20 protein-coding genes and 1 riboswitch are annotated in these 19,725 nt (G+C 74.8%); of the genes, 14 read left to right on the top strand and 6 right to left on the bottom strand.

What is annotated here, in order from left to right; all coding sequences use genetic code 11:
- From FB554_RS05105 to FB554_RS05095, 3 genes are read left to right on the top strand one after another with little or no spacing between them, the layout of a single operon-like run.
- Nucleotides 1-1,137: a cupin domain-containing protein gene (locus FB554_RS05105; RefSeq protein ID WP_142004986.1), complete on the top strand. Its 1,137-nt coding sequence runs from the start codon at nucleotides 1-3 to the stop codon at nucleotides 1,135-1,137.
- Nucleotides 1,134-1,970 (top strand): fumarylacetoacetate hydrolase family protein, encoded by an 837-nt coding sequence (locus FB554_RS05100; protein ID WP_142004985.1) that lies wholly within the window; start codon nucleotides 1,134-1,136, stop codon nucleotides 1,968-1,970. Before FB554_RS05105 ends, FB554_RS05100 begins: the two co-directional genes overlap by 4 nt.
- Entirely contained in the window at nucleotides 1,967-2,566 is a 600-nt protein-coding gene (locus FB554_RS05095; RefSeq protein ID WP_142004984.1) for a maleylpyruvate isomerase N-terminal domain-containing protein, read from the top strand. Before FB554_RS05100 ends, FB554_RS05095 begins: the two co-directional genes overlap by 4 nt.
- Nucleotides 2,567-2,584: 18 nt before the next feature.
- On the opposite strand, the gene FB554_RS05090 is transcribed toward FB554_RS05095, so the two are convergent.
- Nucleotides 2,585-3,289 (bottom strand): M50 family metallopeptidase, encoded by a 705-nt coding sequence (locus FB554_RS05090; RefSeq protein WP_142004983.1) that lies wholly within the window; start codon nucleotides 3,287-3,289, stop codon nucleotides 2,585-2,587.
- A gap of 128 nt (nucleotides 3,290-3,417) precedes the next feature.
- Here FB554_RS05090 and FB554_RS05085 point away from each other — a divergent pair, with 128 nt between their 5' ends.
- The gene (locus FB554_RS05085; protein ID WP_142004982.1) at nucleotides 3,418-4,611 is read left to right on the top strand and encodes a MarP family serine protease; all 1,194 of its coding nucleotides are present in this window, start codon (nucleotides 3,418-3,420) and stop codon (nucleotides 4,609-4,611) included.
- A 260-nt stretch (nucleotides 4,612-4,871) separates the two neighbouring features.
- On the opposite strand, the gene FB554_RS05080 is transcribed toward FB554_RS05085, so the two are convergent.
- Both FB554_RS05080 and FB554_RS05075 read right to left on the bottom strand, forming a co-directional pair.
- Nucleotides 4,872-5,906, bottom strand: coding sequence for a glutathione S-transferase family protein (locus FB554_RS05080; protein ID WP_142004981.1), 1,035 nt, complete (start codon nucleotides 5,904-5,906; stop codon nucleotides 4,872-4,874).
- Nucleotides 5,907-5,969: 63 nt separating this feature from the next.
- Nucleotides 5,970-7,322 (bottom strand): dipeptidase, encoded by a 1,353-nt coding sequence (locus FB554_RS05075; RefSeq protein ID WP_142004980.1) that lies wholly within the window; start codon nucleotides 7,320-7,322, stop codon nucleotides 5,970-5,972.
- Nucleotides 7,323-7,339: 17 nt separating this feature from the next.
- On the opposite strand from FB554_RS05075, the gene FB554_RS05070 reads away from it, so the two are divergent.
- Nucleotides 7,340-7,945: a DUF3043 domain-containing protein gene (locus FB554_RS05070; RefSeq protein WP_236022274.1), complete on the top strand. Its 606-nt coding sequence runs from the start codon at nucleotides 7,340-7,342 to the stop codon at nucleotides 7,943-7,945.
- Nucleotides 7,942-8,157: a hypothetical protein gene (locus tag FB554_RS05065; protein WP_142004978.1), complete on the top strand. Its 216-nt coding sequence runs from the start codon at nucleotides 7,942-7,944 to the stop codon at nucleotides 8,155-8,157. Before FB554_RS05070 ends, FB554_RS05065 begins: the two co-directional genes overlap by 4 nt.
- Here FB554_RS05065 and FB554_RS05060 read toward each other — a convergent pair.
- From FB554_RS05060 to FB554_RS05050, 3 genes are all read right to left on the bottom strand, one after another.
- On the bottom strand, nucleotides 8,124-8,885 hold the full coding sequence (locus FB554_RS05060) for a hypothetical protein (RefSeq protein ID WP_142004977.1): 762 nt from the start codon (nucleotides 8,883-8,885) through the stop codon (nucleotides 8,124-8,126). The two genes, FB554_RS05065 and FB554_RS05060, sit on opposite strands and share 34 nt — an antisense overlap.
- Nucleotides 8,886-9,011: 126 nt before the next feature.
- Nucleotides 9,012-9,839, bottom strand: a complete 828-nt coding sequence (locus FB554_RS05055; RefSeq protein ID WP_142004976.1) for an ABC-2 transporter permease — start codon at nucleotides 9,837-9,839, stop codon at nucleotides 9,012-9,014.
- A complete protein-coding gene (locus FB554_RS05050; RefSeq protein WP_211344534.1) occupies nucleotides 9,836-10,732 on the bottom strand; it encodes an ABC transporter ATP-binding protein in 897 nt (298 codons plus the stop codon). Before FB554_RS05050 ends, FB554_RS05055 begins: the two co-directional genes overlap by 4 nt.
- A 147-nt stretch (nucleotides 10,733-10,879) precedes the next feature.
- Here FB554_RS05050 and FB554_RS05045 point away from each other — a divergent pair, with 147 nt between their 5' ends.
- From FB554_RS05045 to FB554_RS05010, 8 genes are all read left to right on the top strand, one after another.
- Nucleotides 10,880-12,592, top strand: a complete 1,713-nt coding sequence (locus FB554_RS05045; RefSeq protein WP_211344533.1) for a sensor histidine kinase — start codon at nucleotides 10,880-10,882, stop codon at nucleotides 12,590-12,592.
- Nucleotides 12,592-13,263, top strand: coding sequence for a response regulator (locus FB554_RS05040; RefSeq protein WP_142004975.1), 672 nt, complete (start codon nucleotides 12,592-12,594; stop codon nucleotides 13,261-13,263). Before FB554_RS05045 ends, FB554_RS05040 begins: the two co-directional genes overlap by 1 nt.
- 122 nt (nucleotides 13,264-13,385) lie before the next feature.
- Nucleotides 13,386-14,225, top strand: a complete 840-nt coding sequence (locus FB554_RS05035; RefSeq protein ID WP_142004974.1) for a DUF937 domain-containing protein — start codon at nucleotides 13,386-13,388, stop codon at nucleotides 14,223-14,225.
- A 274-nt stretch (nucleotides 14,226-14,499) separates the two neighbouring features.
- Nucleotides 14,500-14,616, top strand: a riboswitch (cobalamin riboswitch).
- An 83-nt stretch (nucleotides 14,617-14,699) separates the two neighbouring features.
- A complete protein-coding gene (locus FB554_RS05030) occupies nucleotides 14,700-15,398 on the top strand; it encodes an SCO2322 family protein (RefSeq protein ID WP_236022273.1) in 699 nt (232 codons plus the stop codon).
- A 26-nt stretch (nucleotides 15,399-15,424) separates the two neighbouring features.
- Nucleotides 15,425-16,567, top strand: coding sequence for an energy-coupling factor transporter transmembrane component T (locus tag FB554_RS05025; protein ID WP_142004973.1), 1,143 nt, complete (start codon nucleotides 15,425-15,427; stop codon nucleotides 16,565-16,567).
- Nucleotides 16,564-18,228: an ABC transporter ATP-binding protein gene (locus FB554_RS05020; protein ID WP_142004972.1), complete on the top strand. Its 1,665-nt coding sequence runs from the start codon at nucleotides 16,564-16,566 to the stop codon at nucleotides 18,226-18,228. Before FB554_RS05025 ends, FB554_RS05020 begins: the two co-directional genes overlap by 4 nt.
- A complete protein-coding gene (locus tag FB554_RS05015; protein ID WP_236022272.1) occupies nucleotides 18,225-19,154 on the top strand; it encodes an ECF transporter S component in 930 nt (309 codons plus the stop codon). Before FB554_RS05020 ends, FB554_RS05015 begins: the two co-directional genes overlap by 4 nt.
- Nucleotides 19,151-19,711, top strand: coding sequence for a bifunctional adenosylcobinamide kinase/adenosylcobinamide-phosphate guanylyltransferase (locus FB554_RS05010; protein ID WP_142004971.1), 561 nt, complete (start codon nucleotides 19,151-19,153; stop codon nucleotides 19,709-19,711). The genes FB554_RS05015 and FB554_RS05010 overlap by 4 nt, the downstream gene beginning before the upstream one ends.
- The last annotated feature ends 14 nt before the right edge of the window (nucleotides 19,712-19,725 follow it).

Genomic DNA, 19,725 nt, shown 5'->3' with positions numbered 1-19,725 from the left:
ATGTCGATCGACACCGAGCCCACCGCTGACCAGACCCCGCCCCAGGCCCAGCCCGACCCGAGCCCCGAGCTCGACGCGCTGTACGCCGGTTTCGAGCGGGAGCGGCTGGTGCCCCTGTGGACCGAGATCGGCGACCTGATGCCGACGCAGCCGCGGTCGGGCGCCGCCGCCCACGCGTGGCGCTGGCAGGACCTGCTGCCGCTCGCGCAGGAGTCGGGCCGGCTGGTGCCGGTCGGCCGCGGCGGCGAGCGCCGCGCGATCGCGCTCGCCAACCCCGGCCTCGGCGGGGCGCCGTTCGCGACGCCGACGCTGTGGGCGGCGATCCAGTACCTCTGCCCCGCCGAGGTGGCGCCCGAGCACCGGCACACCCAGAGCGCCTTCCGGTTCGTCGTCGAGGGCGAGGGCGTGTGGACCGTCGTCGACGGCGACCCGGTCGCGATGCGCCGCGGCGACCTGCTGCTCACGCCGGGCTGGCGCTTCCACGGCCACCACAACATCGCCACCGAGCCGATGGCCTGGCTGGACGGTCTGGACATCCCGTTCGTGCACGCGACCGACGCCTCGTTCTTCGAGTTCGGGCCCGAGCAGGTGACCTCGACCGAGGTGCCCGCCCGCTCGCGCGCCGAGCAGCTGTGGGGTCACCCCGGGCTGCTGCCGCTAACCGAGGTCGACCGGTTCGCGGCCGCGTCGCCGCTCGCGGCCTACCGCTGGGAGCACACCGACGCCGCGCTCGCCGACCAGCTGGCGCTGGAGGACGCCGGGCACGCCGGCGTGGTCGAGCCCGGCCACGCCGCCGTGCGGTTCACCAACCCGACCTCGGGCGCCGACGTGCTGCCGACGATGCGGCTGGAGATGCACCGGCTGCGCGCCGGGGCGCAGACCGCCGAGCGCCGCGAGGTCGGCTCGGCCGTATGGCAGGTCTTCTCCGGCACGGCGACCGTCACGGTCTCCGGCACCACCTGGACCCTCACCGACGGCGACCTGTTCGTCGTGCCGTCGTGGGCGCCGGTGACCGTCGGCGCCGAGCAGGAGACCACCCTGTTCCGCTTCGCGGACACCCCGATCTACGAGCGGCTGCACCTGCACCGCGCCACCACCACTGCCACTGCCACCGCCACCCGCGAGGAGACCCGATGAAGCTGGCCACCATCCGCCGCCCCGACGAGCGCACCCGCGCGGTGCGCATCGACGGCGACACCGTGCTCGACCTGGGGGTGAGCGACCTGGGCGCGCTGCTCGCCGAGCCCGGGTGGCGCGAGCGCGCGGCGGGCGGCGACCCGCTGGCCGTACGTCCGGAGCAGCTGAGCTTCGCCCCGGTCGTCCCGCGCCCGGGCAAGATCGTGTGCGTCGGGCTGAACTACCGCCAGCACATCACCGAGATGGGCCGCGAGATCCCGCAGTTCCCGACGCTGTTCGCGAAGTACCCCGAGGCGCTGATCGGGGCGGACGACCCGCTGGTGCTGCCGGCCGAGTCCGACGCGGTCGACTGGGAGGCCGAGCTGGCCGTCGTGGTCGGCGCCCGGGTGCGGCACGCCGACGAGGCGGCCGCGGCCGAGGCGATCGCCGGGTTCTCGGTGCTCAACGACGTGACGACCCGCGACTGGCAGTACCGCAGCCCGCAGTGGCTGCAGGGCAAGACGTTCGAGGCCACCACGCCGTTCGGCCCGTTCCTGGTCACCCCCGACGAGCTCGAGGGCGGCGTGCGTCCGCGGCTGGAGCTGCTCGGGCAGGTCGACGGCGAGACGGTGCAGAAGGCCGACACCGCCGACCTGGTGTTCGACCCGGTGGCGCTGGTGGCGTACGTCTCGCGCATCCTCACCCTGCAGCCCGGCGACGTCATCGCGACCGGGACGCCCGGCGGGGTCGGCCACGCGCGCACACCCGCCCGCTACCTCGCGGACGGCGACGTGCTGACCACCGAGATCAGCGGGCTCGGCCGCTCGCGCGTCGAGGTGCGGGGCCGGGCATGACGGGGGTGACGACGGCGTACGGCTGGATGGTCGACGGCACCGACGCGCTGCTCGACCAGGTCGACCGCCTCGACGACGCCGCGTTCGCCGGGCCGTCGCTGCTGCCGGGCTGGAGCCGCTCGCACCTACTGGCCCACGTGCACTTCAACGCCGAGGCGCTCACCCGGCTCGCCGAGTGGGCGCGCACCGGCATCGAGAACCCGATGTACGCCGACGCCGAGCAGCGCGCGGAGGAGATCGCCCACGGCGCCACGCTGCCCCCGGACCGGCTGCGCGAGCTGGTGCACGCCTCGGCCCGCCGGCTGCGCGCGGGGCTGGACCGGCTCGGCCCGCAGCAGTGGCGCGCCGAGGTGCGCACCGCGCGCGGCCGCACCGTGCCGGCCACGGAGATCGCGTGGCTGCGCACCCGCGAGGTGTGGGTGCACACAGTCGACCTCGACGTCGGGTTCAGCTTCAGGGACGTGCCCGCCGACGTGCGGGCGCGGCTCGCGGGAGAGGCGGCGACGACGTACGCCGGGGGCGAGGCGGGACCGCAGCTGGTCGCCTGGCTCACCGGCCGGGCCGAGACGCCGCCGCGGCTGGACGCCTGGCTCTGAGCGGAGTCACGGGCAGGGTCACCACAGGCGGCCGAGCATCAGCGCGGCGCCACCGAGCAGGCAACCCAGCGTGACGAGCAGGAAGACCACGACCCAGACGCCGGCCGGCAGCGGCGTGAGCCGCGCGAGCTGGTCGGCGTCGGAGTCGTGGGCGCCGCCGTGGCGACGGGCGCGCACGAGGTCGACGACGGCGTACGGCGCGGCGAGCAGCAGGAACCAGACCAGGGCGTACGCGAACGCGGTCTGCCCCTCGCCCGGCAGGTAGCGGGTGACCAGCACGAGCACCCCGCCGCTGAGCAGCACCGCCGCGAGGCCGAACCAGTTGCGGATCTGCAGCAGCAGCGCCGCGAGCACCACCAGCAGCAGCCACAGCAGCAGCACCGCTCGGCCGAGCCCGAGCACCCAGGCGCCGGCGAGGCCGAGCAGCGCGGGGCCGGGGTAGCCCGCCGCCAGCGTCGCGACCACCCCCGGCCCGCGCGCCAGCCCGCGGGTCACGGTGAGGCCGGAGGTGTCGCGGTGCAGGCGCACGCCGTGCAGCGAGCGGCCGCTCGCCAGCGCCACCAGCGCGTGCGCGCCCTCGTGAGCGATCGTCACGACCTGGCGCAGCACCCGCCAGCTCGGCCGCCAGGCGATCAGGCCCAGGGCCAGGGCGCCGAGCAGCGCGACGACGGCGCGCGGCGGCGCCGGCTGCACGCCGCTGATCTCGGCCCAGAACTGCTCCACGCGCCGGATGCTCGCACGGGCGGCTGTGGCTCGGCACCGGCGGTCGGCCGGGCACCGGCGGTGGCGTTCCCCGCAACGTCACAGCAAGTCACAGCGCTCCCCCATCTGGGTTGTGCATCCTGATCGGCATGATCGACCTGGTTCTGGTGCTGGTGGCGCTGCTCGCCGTGTGGTTGGGCTGGCGGCGCGGGCTGGTCACCTCTGCGCTCACCGCGGTCGGCTGGATCGCCGGCCTGCTCCTCGGGCTGGCCGCCACCCCGGCCGTCCTGGACGCCCTCGACCTGCGACCCGAGGCCGACAACACCGCCGCGCTGGTGGTGGTCCTGGCCGCCCTGCTGCTCGCCGCCGTCGGCGCCGGGGTCATGGGCGCCCTCGCCGGCGTCGTGGTGCGGCTGACGAACGTACGGCCGGTGCGGCTGCTGGACTCCGGGCTCGGGGCGGTGGCGCTGCTCGTCACGACGCTGCTGGCCTCGTGGGCGGTGCTCGCCTCGGCCCGGCCGCTGCTGAGCGCCGACGGGGTGCGGGCGGTGGACAGCTCCTACGGCTGGCGCGCCATGGACCGGGCGGCTCCCCCGGGCGCGCGCGACGCGCTGGGCCGGTTCGGTGACCAGGTCGACGCCTCGCCGTTCCCCGAGGTGTTCGCCGGGCGTGAACCTAACGTCGAGGTCGAGGCCCCGGACCCCGACATCGCCTCCTCCCCCGCGATCGAGCGGGCCCGCGACGCGGTGATGAAGATCCGCAGCTCGTCCGACTCGTGCGCGATGCGCTCCGTCGGCAGCGGCTGGGTCGTGAGCGAGGACCGCGTGGTCACCAACGCCCACGTCGTGGCCGGCGGCCAGCGCATCACCGTGCAGCCCGGCGGGCAGGGCGAGCGGCATGAGGCCACGGTCGTGGCGTTCGACCCCGACCTGGACCTGGCGATCCTGCGGGTCGACACCCTCGACGCGCCGGTGCTCGACCGCGCTCCCGACCTCGACCGCGGCGCCGAGGCCGTGGCGGCGGGATACCCGCAGGGCGGCGACTACACGCTCACCGCGGCGCGGGTGCGGGCGCAGATGGCCGCCGTGGGGCGCGACGTCTACGGCAGCAAGCCGGTCAACCGCGACATCTACGCCCTCAACGCCCAGCTGCTGCCCGGCGACTCCGGCGGCCCGCTGCTGACGACCGACGGCCAGGTGGCAGGCACCGTGTTCGCCCGCTCCGCCGACGACCCCAACACCGGCTACGCGCTCACCGACGACGCCACCGACTCCTGGCTCGACCAGGCGGCCGAGCTGTCCTCGGAAGTCCCGACGGGCAACTGCGTGTCGCGGGAGGAGTGAGCCGGCGCACCCCTTGGCGGTCCTCCGCGAGGGCGTACGCCGGCACGGGCTCACGCGCCACCGGTCCTCCGCCGAACCGTGCGCCCCACCGCACCCTCCAGCGGTCCTCCGCGACACCGTGCCCAGCGCCACCGCACCCCTTGGCGGTCCTCCGCCGAACCGTGCGCCCCACCGCACCCTCCAGCGGTCCAGCGCGAGACCGTGAACAGCGCCACCGCACCCTTCAGCGGTCCTCCGCGAGGGCGTACGCCGGCGGCCGGTCAGGCCTCGACCTGCACCATCCCGTCGGGGCCGACCAGGGGGTTGTCCTTCGTCGGCACCCGCTCGGCCTCGGGCGGCGGACCGGGCGGGGTGCCGTCGCCGAACGGGCGGCCGCCCAGCTTCTCGCGGCCGTGCGGGGTCGCCCAGCCGGCGAGGTCGGGCCCCTTGGGCACGATCTGCGTGGGGTTCACGTCGGTGTGCACGACGTAGTAGTGCTCCTTGATCTGGGTGAAGTCGGTGGTGTCGCCGAACCCAGGGGTCTGGAACAGGTCGCGCGCGTAGGCCCACAGCACCGGCATCTCGGTGAGCTTGCTGCGGTTGCACTTGAAGTGGCCGTGGTAGACGGGGTCGAACCGGGCCAGCGTGGTGAACAGCCGCACGTCGGCCTCGGTGATGGTGTCGCCCATCAGGTAGCGCTGCCCGGCGAGCCGCTCCTCCAGCCAGTCGAGCGCGGTGAAGAGCCGGTCGTACGCCTTGTCGTAGGCCTCCTGCTCGCCGGCGAACCCGCAGCGATAGACGCCGTTGTTGACCTCGGTGTAGATCCGGTGCATCACCGGCTCCATCTCCTCGCGCAGGTCCTGCGGCCACAGGTCGGGCGCGCCCTCGCGGAAGAACTCGGTCCACTCGGTCTCGAAGTCGAGGGTGATCTGGGCGAAGTCGTTGGTCACGACCTCCCCGGTCGGCACGTCGACGATCGCGGGCACGGTGATGCCGCGGGGGTAGTCGGGGAACCGCTCGAGGTAGGCGTCCTTCAGCCGCGGGATCTGCAGCACCGGGTCGACCTCGCCGGGGTCGAGGTCGAAGGTCCAGCTGTCGGAGTCGTGCGTCGGGCCGGCGAGCCCGAGCGAGATGGCGTCCTCGAGACCGAGGAGTCGCCGGACGATGATCGTGCGGTTGGCCCACGGGCACGCCCGCGCGGCGATCAACCGGTAGCGCCCCGCCTCGACCGGCCACTCGCCGTCGGCGGCGATGCGGTCGGTGATGTAGTTGGTGTCGCGCTCGAAACTCTTCTCGACGTACGTTCCCTGAGCCATGCCCTCACCGTATGTCGGGGTCCTGTCCGCCCCGCCGCCGAGGGCCGCGGAGCCGCTGGGCGCTCAGCTCCCGAGGCGCTCCAGCAGCACGGCCTCGGCGAGGCAGACCCGCTCGAACTCGCCCAGGTGCAGCGACTCGTTGGCGCCGTGCGCGCGGGTGTCGGGGTCTTCGACGCCGGTGACCAGGATCGCCGCGTCGGGGAAGGTCTCGGCGAACGCGGCGACGAACGGGATCGAGCCACCCACCCCGATGTCGACCGGGTCGGTGCCCCACGCGTCGGCGAACGCCGCGCGCGCCGCGTCGTAGACCGGGCCCTGCGCGTCGGCGGAGAAGCCGCGGCCCTCGTCGTCGAGCCGTACGTCCACGCGGGCTCCCCACGGGGCGTGCTCGCGCAGGTGGGCGGCGAGCCGGTCGTACGCCGCGCGCGGGTCGTCGTCGGGGTGCAGCCGCACGCTGACCTTGGCCCGCGCCTCGGCGACCAGGGTGTTGGAGGAGGTGTCGACGGTCGGCGCGTCGATGCCGATGGTGGTGATCGCGGGCCGGGTCCACAGGCGCGACAGGATCGAGCCCGACCCGATCAGGCGTACGCCCTCCAGGAGTCCGCTCTCGGCGCGCAGCCGCTCCTCGGGGTAGTCCAGCTCGGTCGCCTCCGAGGTCGCGAAGCCCTCGACCGCGATGTCGCCGGCGTCGGTGTGCATCGTCGCGAGCAACCGCACGAGGGCGGTGATCGCGTCGGGCACCGGGCCGCCGTACATGCCCGAGTGCACCGAGTGGTCCAGCGTGCGCACCGTGACGACCAGCCGGAACATCCCGCGCAGGGTCGTGGTGAGGGCCGGGGTGCCGACGTCCCAGTTGGTCGAGTCGGCCAGCACGATCGCGTCGGCGCGCAGCCGCTCGCCGTGCTTGTCGAGCAGCGCCGGCAGCGAGTCGGAGCCGACCTCCTCCTCGCCCTCAACGAACACGGTCACGCCGACCGGCAGGTCGTCGCCGTGCGCGCGCAGCGCCACCAGGTGCGCCATGACCCCGGCCTTGTCGTCGGCGGCGCCGCGTCCGTAGAGCCGACCGTCGCGCTCGGTGGGCTCGAACGGCGGTGTGTCCCAGTCCTTCTCGTCACCGGGCGGCTGTACGTCGTGGTGGGCGTAGAGCAGCACCGTCGGCGCTCCCTCGGGCGCGGCCCGGTGCCCGATGACCGCCGGCCGGCCGCCCTCGCTGACGATCTCGACCTCGAGCCCCTCGGCGCGCAGCAGGTCGGCGACCGCCTCGGCCGAGGCCTGCACGTGCTGCTGGTCGAAGCTGCCGAGCGAGACGCTCGGGATGCGGGTGAGCGACTCCAGGTCGGCGCGGGCCGCCGGCATCAGCCCGGCGACGGTGGTGCGCAGCTGGTCCAGGCGGGCGGCGTCGGGCTCGGAGGTCACGACGTACAGTGTGCTGCGTGCTCGGCCGCAAGAAGAACCAGACCCCCGCGACGGATCCCGCCCCCACCGAGGAGGCGGTGACCGAGCCCGGTCAACCCGGCAAGGGCCGCCCCACGCCCAAGCGGCGCGAGCAGGAGGCCGCCCGGCGCAAGCCGCTCGTCCCCGCCGACCGCGAGGCCGCCAAGAAGCAGAGCAAGGAGCAGGCCCGCGCCAGCCGCCTCGCCCAGCGCGAGGCGATGAACCGCGGCGACGAGAGCGCCCTGCCGCCGCGCGACCGCGGCCCGATCAAGAAGTTCATCCGCAACAGCGTCGACTCGCGGCTCAGCGTCGGCGAGATCCTGCTGCCGCTGATGCTCATCGTGCTGGTGCTGATGTTCGTGCGGCTCGGCGCCGCCGTGCAGCTGGCCGCGATGATCCTGGTCTGGGGCATCGTGATCGCCGGCATCCTCGACGCCGTCCTGATGTGGCGCCGCACGAAGAAGGCGATCGTCGAGAAGTTCGGCCAGGAGCCCCCGAAGGGCTCGGCGTCGTACGCCATCATGCGCTCGTTCCAGATGCGCATCTCCCGCGTGCCGCGACCGCAGGTCGCCCGCGGCGACAAGGACTGGAAGAACGCCCGATGAGCGCCTGGACCTGGAGCTACCAGGACTCGGCCGGCTCCGAGGTCGCCGGGCGGCCCGAGCTGGTCACCACCTCGTTCCCGACGCAGAGCGACGCCGAGTCGTGGCTGGGTGAGCAGTGGCGCGAGCTCGCCGACGCCGGCGTCTCCTCGGTCACGCTGCACGAGGACGGCGCGGTGGTCTACGGGCCGATGAGCCTGTCCGACGGCGCCTGAGCGGCCGCCCGAACAGCTCGGAGCTCCGCCGCGCGGCGCCGGGTGGCGACCAGCGCGGCACCGCCCGCCAGCGAGAGGGCCAGCAGCCCCAGCCCCGTCGGCAGCAGGAACCCGAACCGCAGCCCGACGTTCGCCTCCAGCTGCACGCCCGGTGACCCGTCGGCGTTCATCGCCACGGCCATCCACTCGCCCAGCGACTTGTCCCACTGCAGCTCGGCGGTGCCGGGGCCGGTCACCTGCGAGGTCGCGACCCAGAACGGCTGCTCGCCGGGCGGCGGCGCCACCGACCCGCCAGGCCGGCGCGTCCACGACACCCGCAGCGGGTCGGTCGTGAAGGTCGACATCTCGTCGTGGGCCGTCCCGCGCAGGTATCGCTCGACGTCGGCACGGCGCGCGATCCCGACGAAGACCGGCCGCCCGGGCTCGATGCCGCGCACCTGGATGCGCACGCGCGCCAGGTCGCCCGGGTCGTTCTGCGGGTCGGTGGGACGGCGTCCCTCGACGTCGATCTCGCGGGTCACCATCGCGGCGGAGCCGGTGCGCAGCGGGGCGTATCCGGTGGTGAAGAAGTCGCGGCCCTGCAACGCTGCGGCGGTGGTGACGCCGGCTCCGGCCAGGAGCGTCACGACGGTCACCACCCACAGCACGCCGCGCGCGACCGGGCCGACGCGCCGCCGTTGTCCTGGTTGTCCTGGTTGACCTGGCTGTCCTGCGACCTGCTCGTTCATCTGCCTCACCGATCCTCGTCGGGTCGTGCGATGCGGCGACAGGCCGCGGGGAACGTTCCGGACCGGTCGGGCCGCCCCTCTCCCCCGAGATGAGGGCGGTCCGACCGGTCCGAGCTTGTTGCGCGGCTACTTCACCTCGCTGCGGCGCAGGCGGATCATCCCCAGCACCAGCGGGAGCACGACCCACACGGCGATCGAGACGAACAGCTTGGGCCAGTCGTCGCCCTGCATCTGCGCCTCGTACAGCGGCTGCAGCGTGCGGCTCGTGTCGAGCCACTCGCCGGCGGTGCTGAGCCAGGAGACGGCTGCGCCGAGGATGCTCCACAGCATGGGAAGCACCAGGTAGGCCACGATCGCGGCCGGCGTGTTCTGCAGGAGCATGCCGAACGCCACGCCCATCGCGACCGCGACGATCTGGCCGACGACGATGCCGAGCACGGTCTGCCACCCGATCGACCACGAGGGGTCGGTGCCGCGGATCAGCTGACCGGCGAAGGTCGTACCCGCCGCGAGGACCGCGCCGAGGGCCACGGTGGCCAGACCGAGCACGATCGCCGCGACCAGCTTGGCGAAGCCGACCCGGCCGCGCCGCGGCTCGAGCGAGAACGTCACCAGGCCCGTGCGCTGCGACCACTCCGCGGTCACCACGAGGATGCCGACGATCGGCAGGAAGATGTTCTGCGGCAGGAACGTCGTGGTCAGGAAGGTCCCGAAGTTCTTGTCGTCGCTCGGCGAGCCCACGAACAGCACGGCGACGAGCGCGATCAGCGTGACGAGGCCGATCAGCCCCAGCAGCCAGCGGCCGGCCCGGGTGTCGGTGGCCTTGCGCAGCTCGACCTTGACCAGCCGGGCGAACGGCACCCCGGTGGCGGGGACGTCGTCGAGCCGGCTCGGGAGCGCGACGACGGGCCGCGGCTCGGGACGGGTGGTGCGGGTGTCAGCGGCGGTGCTCATGCCGCCACCCCCTCTCGTGCGTCGGAAGCGGTCAGCTGCAGGAACATCTCCTCGAGGCTGCCGGCGTCGGCGGCACGCAGCTCGGTGAGCACCACGGCGTGCGTGGCGGCGATCTTGCCGACGGTCTCGGCGTCGGTGTCGACGAGCAGCCCGCCCGCGGTCTGCTCGACCGAGAGCCCGGCCCCGCGCAGGTGGCCGGCGAAGGCGGCGTCGTCCGTGGTGCGTACGACCGTGCCGGCCGCGCGCATCAGCTCGGCCTTGCTGCCCGCGGCCACGATCCGGCCGCGGCCGATGACCACGAGCTCGTCGGCGACGACCTCGATCTCGTGCAGCAGGTGCGAGGACAGCAGCACCGTGCCGCCGTCGTCGGCATAACCGCGCAGCAGCGAACGCATCCAGCGGATGCCGGCCGGGTCGAGGCCGTTGGCCGGCTCGTCGAGGATCAGCACCTGCGGGTCGCCGAGCAGCGCGTGGGCGATGCCGAGGCGCTGGCGCATGCCGAGGCTGTATCCCCCGACCCGGCGGTCGGCCTCCTTCGCGGTGAGACCGACCAGCGCCAGCATCTCCTCGACGCGGCTGCGGTCCAGACCCATCAGCGTGGCGCCGAGGCTGAGCACCTCGCGGCCGGTGCGGCCGGAGTGCTGGGCGCCGGCGTCGAGCAGCACGCCGACGTGCCGCCCGGGGTTGGGCAGCGCGGCGTACGGCCGGCCCAGCACCGTCGCGGTGCCGGAGGTCGGCGGCGTCAGCCCGGTCATCATCCGCATGCAGGTCGACTTCCCGGCGCCGTTCGGCCCGAGGAAGCCGGTGACCTGCCCGGGCCGCACGACGAAGCTGACGTCGTCGACGGCGGCGTGCCCGCCGTAGCGCTTGGTGAGGTTCTCGACTTCGATCATGACCACCACGGTGCCCGCGCGCACCGGGGCCGCACATCCGTCGGACGGTGCGACCTGCGTACGACTTTGGTATGTCCTCGCGCGACCTCCGTCGCCCGCCGTACGTCCGTGGCCGGCGTGCCGGCGCCCGGCACCTACCCTCGGTGCGTGCCCGCGACCGCTCCTGCCCTCCGCCGCCGGGCGGGGCTTCCCCCCGGCCCGGCGGCGCCGACCGCCGCGCGGATGGCGGTGGCGGCCGCGCTGGCGCTGGCGATCTGGGTCGCGTGGGTGGTCGAGCCGCAGCCGCAGCGCCTCGCCACTCCCGCGTGGCTGGTGCTCGACCTGGTCGTCGGGCTCGGCGCGGTGCTGTTGCTGCCGTGGCGCCGACTCCGGCCGCTGCCGGTGGCGCTGACGATCTGCGCGCTGTGCGTCATGTCGATCGCCGCGATGGGCCCGGCCACGGTGGCGGCGCTGTCGGTCTTCGCCCGCCGCCGGTGGCGCGACACCGCCGTGGTGGCGGTGGCCTACGCCGCGGGCACCACGGCCTTCTCCGCGATCCACGACGTGCCGGACCTGCTGGTCGACGCCGCGATCAACGTCGTCGGCACCGTGGTCCTCGTCGCGCTGGGCTGGGCGGTCGGGGTGCGCCGCGCCGCCGCTGCCGGCGCCGACGTGGGTGACGGGCGCCTCGCGCGCTGGCTGACGTCGTTCACCGCGCGGGAGGCGTGGGGCCTCGCCTGGCGGATGCTGGTCAGCGCGGCGTTCGGGCTGCTCGTCTTCTTCACGATGGCCGGCGAGGGTGACAGCCGCGGCTTCACCGCCGGTCACCTGTGGCTCGCGCTCGACCCGATCGTCGGCGCAACAGGGTTGCTGCTGCTGGCTTTTCGGCGTCGCTGGCCGCTGCCGATCACGATCGCGACCGCCCTGCTGACGGCCGTGTCGGCCACCGCGGTCGGCCCCTCCTCGCTCGTCGCGATCTCGCTGGCCACCCGGCGGCGGTGGCGGGAGATCGCGGTCGCCGCGGTCGTGCTGTTCGCGAGCGGCGCGACGTTCAACTGGGTGCACCGCTCGCCCGACAACACACTGGTCAGCGACCTGGTCGTCAACGCCATCACCATCGCCTTCCTCGTCGCGCTCGGCCTGTTCATCGGCGCCCGGCGCGAGCTGGTCGCGAACCTGCGCGAACGCGCCGAGACCGCCGAGCGCGAGCAGGAGCTGCGCGTCGCCCAGGCGCGCACCAACGAGCGCGCCCGGATCGCGCGCGAGATGCACGACGTGCTGGCCCACCGCATCTCGCTGGTGGCGATGCACGCCGGCGCGCTGGCCTACCGCGAGGACCTGCCGCCCGAGCAGGTGCGCACCACCGCCGGGCTGCTGCAGACCGCCTCCCACCAGGCGCTCACCGAGCTTCGCGAGGTGCTCGGCGTGCTGCGCGACACCGACTCCCCCGCCCCCGGCGCACCCGAGCCGCCGCAACCGACGCTGCGCGACCTCGACGACCTCGTCGCCGGCGCCCGCGCGGGCGGTCAGCAGATCGAGGTGAGCACGACCGGCACCGACCTGACCGGTCTCCCGGAACTGGTGTCGCGCAACGCTTTTCGCATCGTCCAGGAAGGACTCACCAACGCCCGCAAGCACGCGCCGGGCGCGGTCGTACGTCTGGGGCTGGCCGGTCGTCCCGGCACCGAGCTGACGATCACCCTGCGCAACGAGCGCGGCGGCGACGGGCCCGCGGCGCCCGGCTCGGGGCTCGGGCTCGTCGGGCTGCGCGAGCGCGCCACGCTCAGCGGCGGGACGCTCTCGGCCGGGCCGGACCGCTCGGGTGCGTTCGTCGTACGGGCCGTGCTTCCCTGGCCACCACCCGCGAAGGAGAACGCCTGATGCCCGACGCCACCCCGATCCGCCTCGTGCTCGTCGACGACGACCCGCTGGTGCGCGCCGGGCTGCAGCTGATCCTCGGCGGCGCGCTGGACATCGAGGTCGTCGACGAGGCGACCGACGGGCAGGCCGCGGTCGAGGTCGTCGCGCAGCTGAGGCCGGACATCGTGCTGATGGACGTGCGCATGCCGCGGCTCGACGGGGTCGCCGCCACCGAGCAGATCCTGGCCCGGCACGGCGAGTCGGTGCGGGTGGTGGTGCTGACGACGTTCGACACCGACGACCTGGTCGTGCGCGCGCTGCGGGCGGGGGCCAGCGGCTTCCTGCTCAAGGACACTCCCCCGGCGCAGCTCGTCGAGGCGGTGCGCAGCGTCGCCGACGGGCACCCGATCCTGTCGCCGCAGATCACCGCGACGCTGATCGCGCAGGTGAGCGGCAGCCCGGTCGACGACCGCGGCGCCCGCGCGCAACGGCTGCTGGCGACGCTGAGCGAGCGGGAGCTGGAGGTCGCGCGCGCGGTCGGCGAGGGCCTGTCGAACGCGGAGATCTCGCGCACGCTCTATCTGTCCGTGCCGACCGTGAAGACGCACGTGTCGCGGCTGCTGGACAAGCTCGGCTGCAGCAACCGGGTGCAGGTCGCGCTGCTCGTGCACGACGCCGAGCAGGGTCGCTGAGGCGAGGCGGGCGTACACCGGTCGGGGGCGTCGCGCCACTGCCCAAGACGGCGGGATCCCCCTAGGGTGACCGGCAAGCGGCCGGTAACGGTATCGGCCACTCACCCATCGAAGGAGCAGTCATGGCTGCTGTCGACGACATCGTGAACCAGCTGCCCATCAGTCAGCTGGCGCAGCAGGTCGGTGCCGACGAGGAGAGCGTGCGCGCCGCGGCGCAGCAGGCGGTCCCCGCGCTCGTCCAGGGCATGCAGGCCAACGCGCAGGACCCCGGCGGCGAGAGCTCGCTGCGGGACGCGCTCGGTCAGCACCAGGGCGCCACGCCCGACCCTGCCTCGGTCGACACCGCCGACGGCGAGGCGATCGTCAGCAACATCTTCGGCGGCAACCGCGACGCCGTCGTGAACCAGCTCGGCAGCCAGACCGGCGGCTCGGGCGGCGGCGACCTGCTGGGCAAGCTGCTGCCGATCCTCGCGCCGATCGTGATGGGTTACATCGCCGACAAGGTGCTCAAGGGCGGCGGCCGGGGCGACGGTGGCCTCGGCGACATCCTGGGTGGCGGGCAGGACGAGCAGGGTGGTCAGGGCGGCCAGCAGGCGCCGGCGCCGCAGCAGCCGCCGGCGCCGCAGGGCGGCGGTCAGGGTGCGCCCGGCGGGCCGCAGGGTGGCGGCCAGGGTGCGCCGCCGAGCGTCCCGCCGGCCGGTCAGCCGGTGCCCGAGCCGGTCGGCGCCGACGGTCAGCCCCCGGCGCCCGCGCCGCAGGGCCAGTCCGTGCCGCAGCAGCCGGCCGACCAGGGGGGCCAGGTCCCGCAGGGGCAGGCGCCGCAGCAGGGCCAGGGCGGCTCGCTCGGCGACATCCTGGGCGACCTCCTCGGCGGCGGCGCCGGTGGCCAGCAGTCGCAGCAGTCCGGCGGCGGCCTCGGCTCGATCCTCGGCGACCTGCTCGGCGGCGGGAAGAAGGGCTGACCCCGAACGCCTGACCCGGCCCAGGACGTACGTCGTGGGCCAGCGGGCACCCCACCCCCGACTCTCGCGGGTGGGGTGCCCGCATTTCGTACGTCCACGCACGATCTGAGCCGCCCCTCCCCGGAACCCCGCGGGCCCCTCCCGCATTTCGTACGTCAACGCACGATCTGCGCGGCCGTGCCCCCGTCGTCGGGCGAGACCACCCGGCGGGACGGGCCCGGGGCAGCGAGACGACCGTGAGCTTTGACATCCCTCCCCCGCGGTGCGAATCTTCGACCACCGACAGCCTGACGGCAGGGAAAGCCGGTGCGAGACCGGCGCTGACCCGCAACCGTGAGCGGCCTCCCCCGAGGTCGCGAGCCGGAGCACCTGCCGTCCGGCTCGGCTCCATTCATCCGTCGTGGAACGCGGACGAGCCGGCAGCGGCCACCCAGGCCCTCTCCTGCCGAACTCGACCGACAGGAGGTTCTCAAGGTGTCGACCACCACCATCCCGGCCCGTCTGCGGGTCCTGCTCATGGCCGTGCTGGCCACCCTGCTCGGCGCCGGGCTGCTCACCGCCCTGGCCCCCTCGGCCGACGCGGCGACCTACCGCTACTGGGGCTACTACCAGCTCAAGGACGGCAAATGGGCCTTCTCGCCGAAGGGCGCCAACCAGACCACGCCCGCCGACGGCAGCGTCGAGGGCTGGCGCTTCGCGGTCGCCGGTGAGACCGACAGCCGCATGCCGCGCGGCACCGTCACCTTCGACCAGGTCTGCGGCGGCACCGACGCCACCGACGGCACCAAGCGCGTCGCGGTCGTGCTCGACTACGGCCGTCCCGCCGACGCCGAGTCCGGCACCCCGCCGAAGCCGGTCGCCGAGTGCGCCCAGGTGCCGACCAACGCCACCGGTGAGGCCGTTCTCGCCGAGGTCGCGAGCGTGCGCAAGGAGAAGTCGCTGGTCTGCGGGATCGACTCCTGGCCGGCCTCCGGCTGCGGCGGCGAGGTCAAGACGGTCAGCAACGCCGCCAAGGCCGCCGACGACCAGGTGACCATCGCCGTCGCCGAGAACGACGAGGGCAGCTCCTCCACCCCGATCATCCTCGCCGTGGCCGCTGGCGTGCTGCTGCTCGCGCTGCTCGCCGGTCTGCTGCTGGCCCAGCGCCGCCGCAAGCGCGTCGAGTCCGCCTGAGCCGACCGGCTCAGCGCACCTGCCCGATGGCCCGGCCCGCCGACCTGCTCTCCCGCCCGCGCCTGCTGCACCCGGTGGCGTGGTGGGCGTGGGGGTTGCTGCTCGCGGGTGCGGCCTCGCGCACGACCAACCCGTTCTACCTCCTCACGATCATGGGGGTGGTCGGGTTGGTCGTGCTGCAGCGCCGTGAGCTCGGTAGCTCCAGCGCGCTCGGGGTCTTCCTCGCCATCGCCGCAGCCGCGATCGCGATCCGGGTCGTCATGACGGTGCTGCTCGGCAGCGGCGTCGCCGGACGCACCGTGCTGTTCACCCTCCCTCAGGTGCCGCTCCCCGACTGGCTCGCGGGCGTACGCCTCGGCGGGCCGGTCCAGCTCGAGGCCCTCCTCGACGCGGTCTACCACGGTCTGCAGCTGGCCGCGATCCTCGTCTGCGTGGGCGCGTGCAACGTGCTCGCCGACCCGCGCCGGCTGCTGCGTTACGTCCCCGCCACGCTGTACGACGTCGGCACCGCCATCGTCGTCGCGCTCACCTACGTCCCCCAGCTGGCCGAGGAGGCTCGGCAGGTCCGCGCGGCCCGGCGGCTGCGCGGGCACGACGGCCGCGGCCTGCGCGAGCTGTCGCGCCTGGTCGTCCCGGTCCTGGAGAGCTCGCTGGAGCGCTCCCTCGAGCTGGCCGCGTCGATGGAGTCACGCGGGTACGGCCGGGTCACCCTCGCGCCCGGCGCCCGGCGGCGCGCGACCGCCCTCACCGTCGCCGGCCTGGTCGGCGTGCTGGTCGGGCTCTACGGCCTGCTCGACGGCTCCGCGCCCACGTTCGTCGGGGCGCCGGTCCTGCTGCTGGGGTGCGCCCTGGCCCTCGCCGCCCTGCTGACCGGGGCTCGCCGCGACCGACGTACGCCCTATCGCCGCGACCCCTGGTCGCTCCCGGAGTGGCTCGTGGTCGCCTCGGCCGTGCCCGCCCTGGTCGTGCTCGTCACCCTGGGGGCGCGCGGCGACCCCAGCGTGGTCCCCGCGCAGGTCCCAGCTGCGCTGCCCGGGCTGTCGGCGCTCGCGGTGGCCGCGCTGCTGCTGCCGGCCCTCGCCGGGGTGCTCGCCCCGCGCACCCCGCGCCGGGCCGAGCTCGAGGACCGGGTGCGCAGCCGCCCCGACGCCGTGGCGGTGGCCCGGTGATCCGCTTCGACGACGTGCGCGTGACGTACGCCGGCGCCGCCCGCCGCGCCCTGCGCACCGGCCGGATCGAGGTGCCCGAGGGCGACCTGGTGCTCGTCGTCGGCGCGACCGGCAGCGGCAAGTCGACCCTGCTGCGCACCGTCAACGGCCTGGTCCCCCACTTCAGCGGCGGCCGGCTCGACGGGCGCGTCACCGTCGACGGGCGCGACACCCGCGACCACCGCCCGCGCGACCTCGCCGACGTGGTCGGCTTCGTCGGCCAGGACCCGCTCGCCTCGTTCGTCACCGAGACCGTCGAGGACGAGATCGCCTACGGGATGGAGACCCTCTCGATCGGCCCGTCCGCCATGCGCCGCCGGGTCGAGGAGAGCCTCGACGTGCTCGGCGTCGCCGACCTGCGCCACCGGCCGCTGCGCGAGCTGAGCGGCGGCCAGCAGCAGCGCGTCGCCGTCGCCGCCGTGCTCGCCGCCGGCCCGCGCGTGCTCGTGCTCGACGAACCGACGTCGGCGCTCGACCCGGTCTCCGCCGAGGACGTCCTCGCCGCCGTGCACCGCCTCGTGCACGACCTCGGCGTCACCGTGCTCATGGCCGAGCACCGGCTCGAGCGGGTCGTGCACCACGCCGACCAGGTGCTGCTGGTCGAGCAGGGCGAGGTGTCGCCTCTCCTCCCGCCGGCCGAGGCCATGGCCCGCTCCAGCATCGCCCCGCCCGTGGTGCGGCTTGGCCGGCGCATGGGCTGGGCGCCGCTGCCGCTGTCGATCCGCGACGCCCGCCGGCGCGCCGAGCCGCTGCGCCGGGGCGGGACCGAGGTGGCGCGCCGGTCCGAGCCGGGTCCGGCGTACGTCGAGGGCGAGCCGGCGAGCGTGCGCGCCCTGAACGTACGCCGGCGCGGGCGCCAGGTGGTCCCGCACCTGGACCTGTCGTTCCCGGCCGGACGCGTGACCGCCCTGATGGGCCGCAACGGCGCGGGCAAGTCGACGCTGCTCGGCGTGCTCACCGGCCTGGTGCCGCCGACCTCCGGGACCGTGCGGGTCGAAGGCATCGACCCGGGCCGGGCCCGGGCCAAGGAGCTCGTCGGGCACGTCGGGCTCGTCCCGCAGGACGCCGGCACGCTGCTGTTCCGCCCCACCGTGGCCGAGGAGTGCGCGGCCGCCGACGACGACTTCGGCGTGCCCCCCGGCACCACCCGCGCGCTGCTGCGCCGGCTCGGCGACCACCTCGACCCGCAGGCCCACCCGCGCGACCTGTCCGAGGGCGGGCGCGTGCTGCTCGCCCTCGCGGTCGTGCTGGCCGGGGCGCCGAAGGTGCTGCTGCTGGACGAGCCGACCCGCGGGCTCGACTACACCGCCAAGGACCGGCTCGGCGCGATCCTGCGCGAGCTCGCCGCCGAGGGCACAGCCGTGGTCATGGCGACGCACGACGTCGAGATCGCCGCCGAGTGGGCCGACGACGTCGTGCTGCTGGCCGACGGCGAGCTCATCGGCCACGGACCGGCGCGCGAGATCCTTTGCGACTCACCGGCTTTCGCGCCCCAGGTGGCGAAGGTGATGCACCCGTTGCCCTACCTCACGGTCGGCGAGGTCCCGGCGCCGCCACAGGCCGCGCCGCCCGCCGCACCACCCGCTGCGCCGCCGTCGGACGCCCCGGTGGTGACACCGTGAGCGCCACGCTCGCGCCGGCGCCGGGCCCCTCCCCGGTCGCCCGCACCGGGCGCGAGGAGATCCTCCCGTGGAGCTGGGCCAGCACCGTCGCGATGCTGCTCGTCACCGTCGTCGGCGTCGCGTCGTTCACCTGGCCGTTCTTCGTCGACTCCGACGCCGCGCTCGCCCGCGGCAACGACAGCCCGTGGCTGTTCCCCGTGCTGGTCGGCCTGCTCGGCGCGGTGCTCGTCGCCCAGGTCAGCCGCGGCGGGCTCGACGCCAAGGCCGTCGCGACGCTCGGGGTGCTGGCCGCGCTCGGCGGTGCGCTGCGCGTGCTGTCGGCCGGCACGGCGGGGCTCGAGCCGATGTTCTTCCTGCTGGTCGTCGGCGGGCGGGTGCTCGGCCGCGCGGGTGGATTCCTGCTCGGCGCGCTGGCGATCCTCACCGGCGCGTTCCTCACCGGCGGCGTCGGCCCGTGGCTGCCCTACCAGATGCTCGCGGCCGGCTGGGTCGGGCTGGGCGCCGCGCTGCTGCCCCAGGTCCCGGCGCGGGTCGAGCGATACCTGCTGGCGGCGTACGGCCTGGTCGCCGGGCTCGGCTACGGCGCCGTGATGAACCTGTGGTTCTGGCCGTTCCTCGGCGCGAGCGCCCCGTCCGGCGCCGGCTTCGACCCGGCCGACCCTCTGACCACCCAGCTCGCGCACTACGCCGTGTTCTACGGACTGACCTCGCTCGGCTGGGACCTCCCGCGCGGGGTGCTCACCGCAGCGCTCGTGCTGGTCGCCGCGCCGGCGGTGCTGCGCGCCCTGCGCCGCGCCGTGCGCCGGGCGCAGTTCGGGGCGCGCCCCGAGTTCGGCCCGTCGGTCTCGCCCGAGAGCGACGGGGTCAGGCCGGTTACAGTGTCCGGCGAGCGGAGCGACAGGGAACCAGGAGACAGCCACCTATGACCACGACGCTCGTCCTCGGCGGGACGCGAAGCGGCAAGAGCCGATACGCACAGACGCTGCTGCCCGAGCAGTCGGGCGTCACCTTCATCGCCCCCGGGCCCGTCCCGAGCGGCGACGACCCCGAGTGGGCGGCCCGCGTGCAGCGGCACCGCCGCGACCGGCCCGACGGGTGGGCGACCGTCGAGAGCGCCGACGTCGTGCGCACCATCCTGTACGCCCGTGGCCCGGTCCTCCTGGACTGCCTCGGCGCCTGGGTCACCTCGCTGATCGACGACGCGAAGCTGTGGGATGACCACACCGCCGCCCTCGACCTGGTCGACCAGCGCGCCGCCGAGCTCGCGGCGCTGTGGTCGCAGGCGCCGTACGACTCGGTCGCCGTGACCAACGAGGTCGGCATGTCGCTCGTCCCGACCACGCCCGCCGGGCGGCTGTTCACCGACGCGCTCGGCCGGGTCAACGTCACGATCAGCCGCGTCAGCGACCAGGTGCACCTGGTCGTCGCCGGCCGACTCGTCAACCTGACCGACGCCCCGCCCATCCCGGTGCCGGGCGGCTGAGCCGCCCGGTCGCT

The sequence above is a fragment of the Barrientosiimonas humi genome (assembly GCF_006716095.1).
Classification (GTDB): domain Bacteria; phylum Actinomycetota; class Actinomycetes; order Actinomycetales; family Dermatophilaceae; genus Barrientosiimonas; species Barrientosiimonas humi.
The sequence above is the reverse complement of the archived record's forward strand: the minus strand, read 5'-3'. Positions and strand labels throughout refer to the sequence as shown.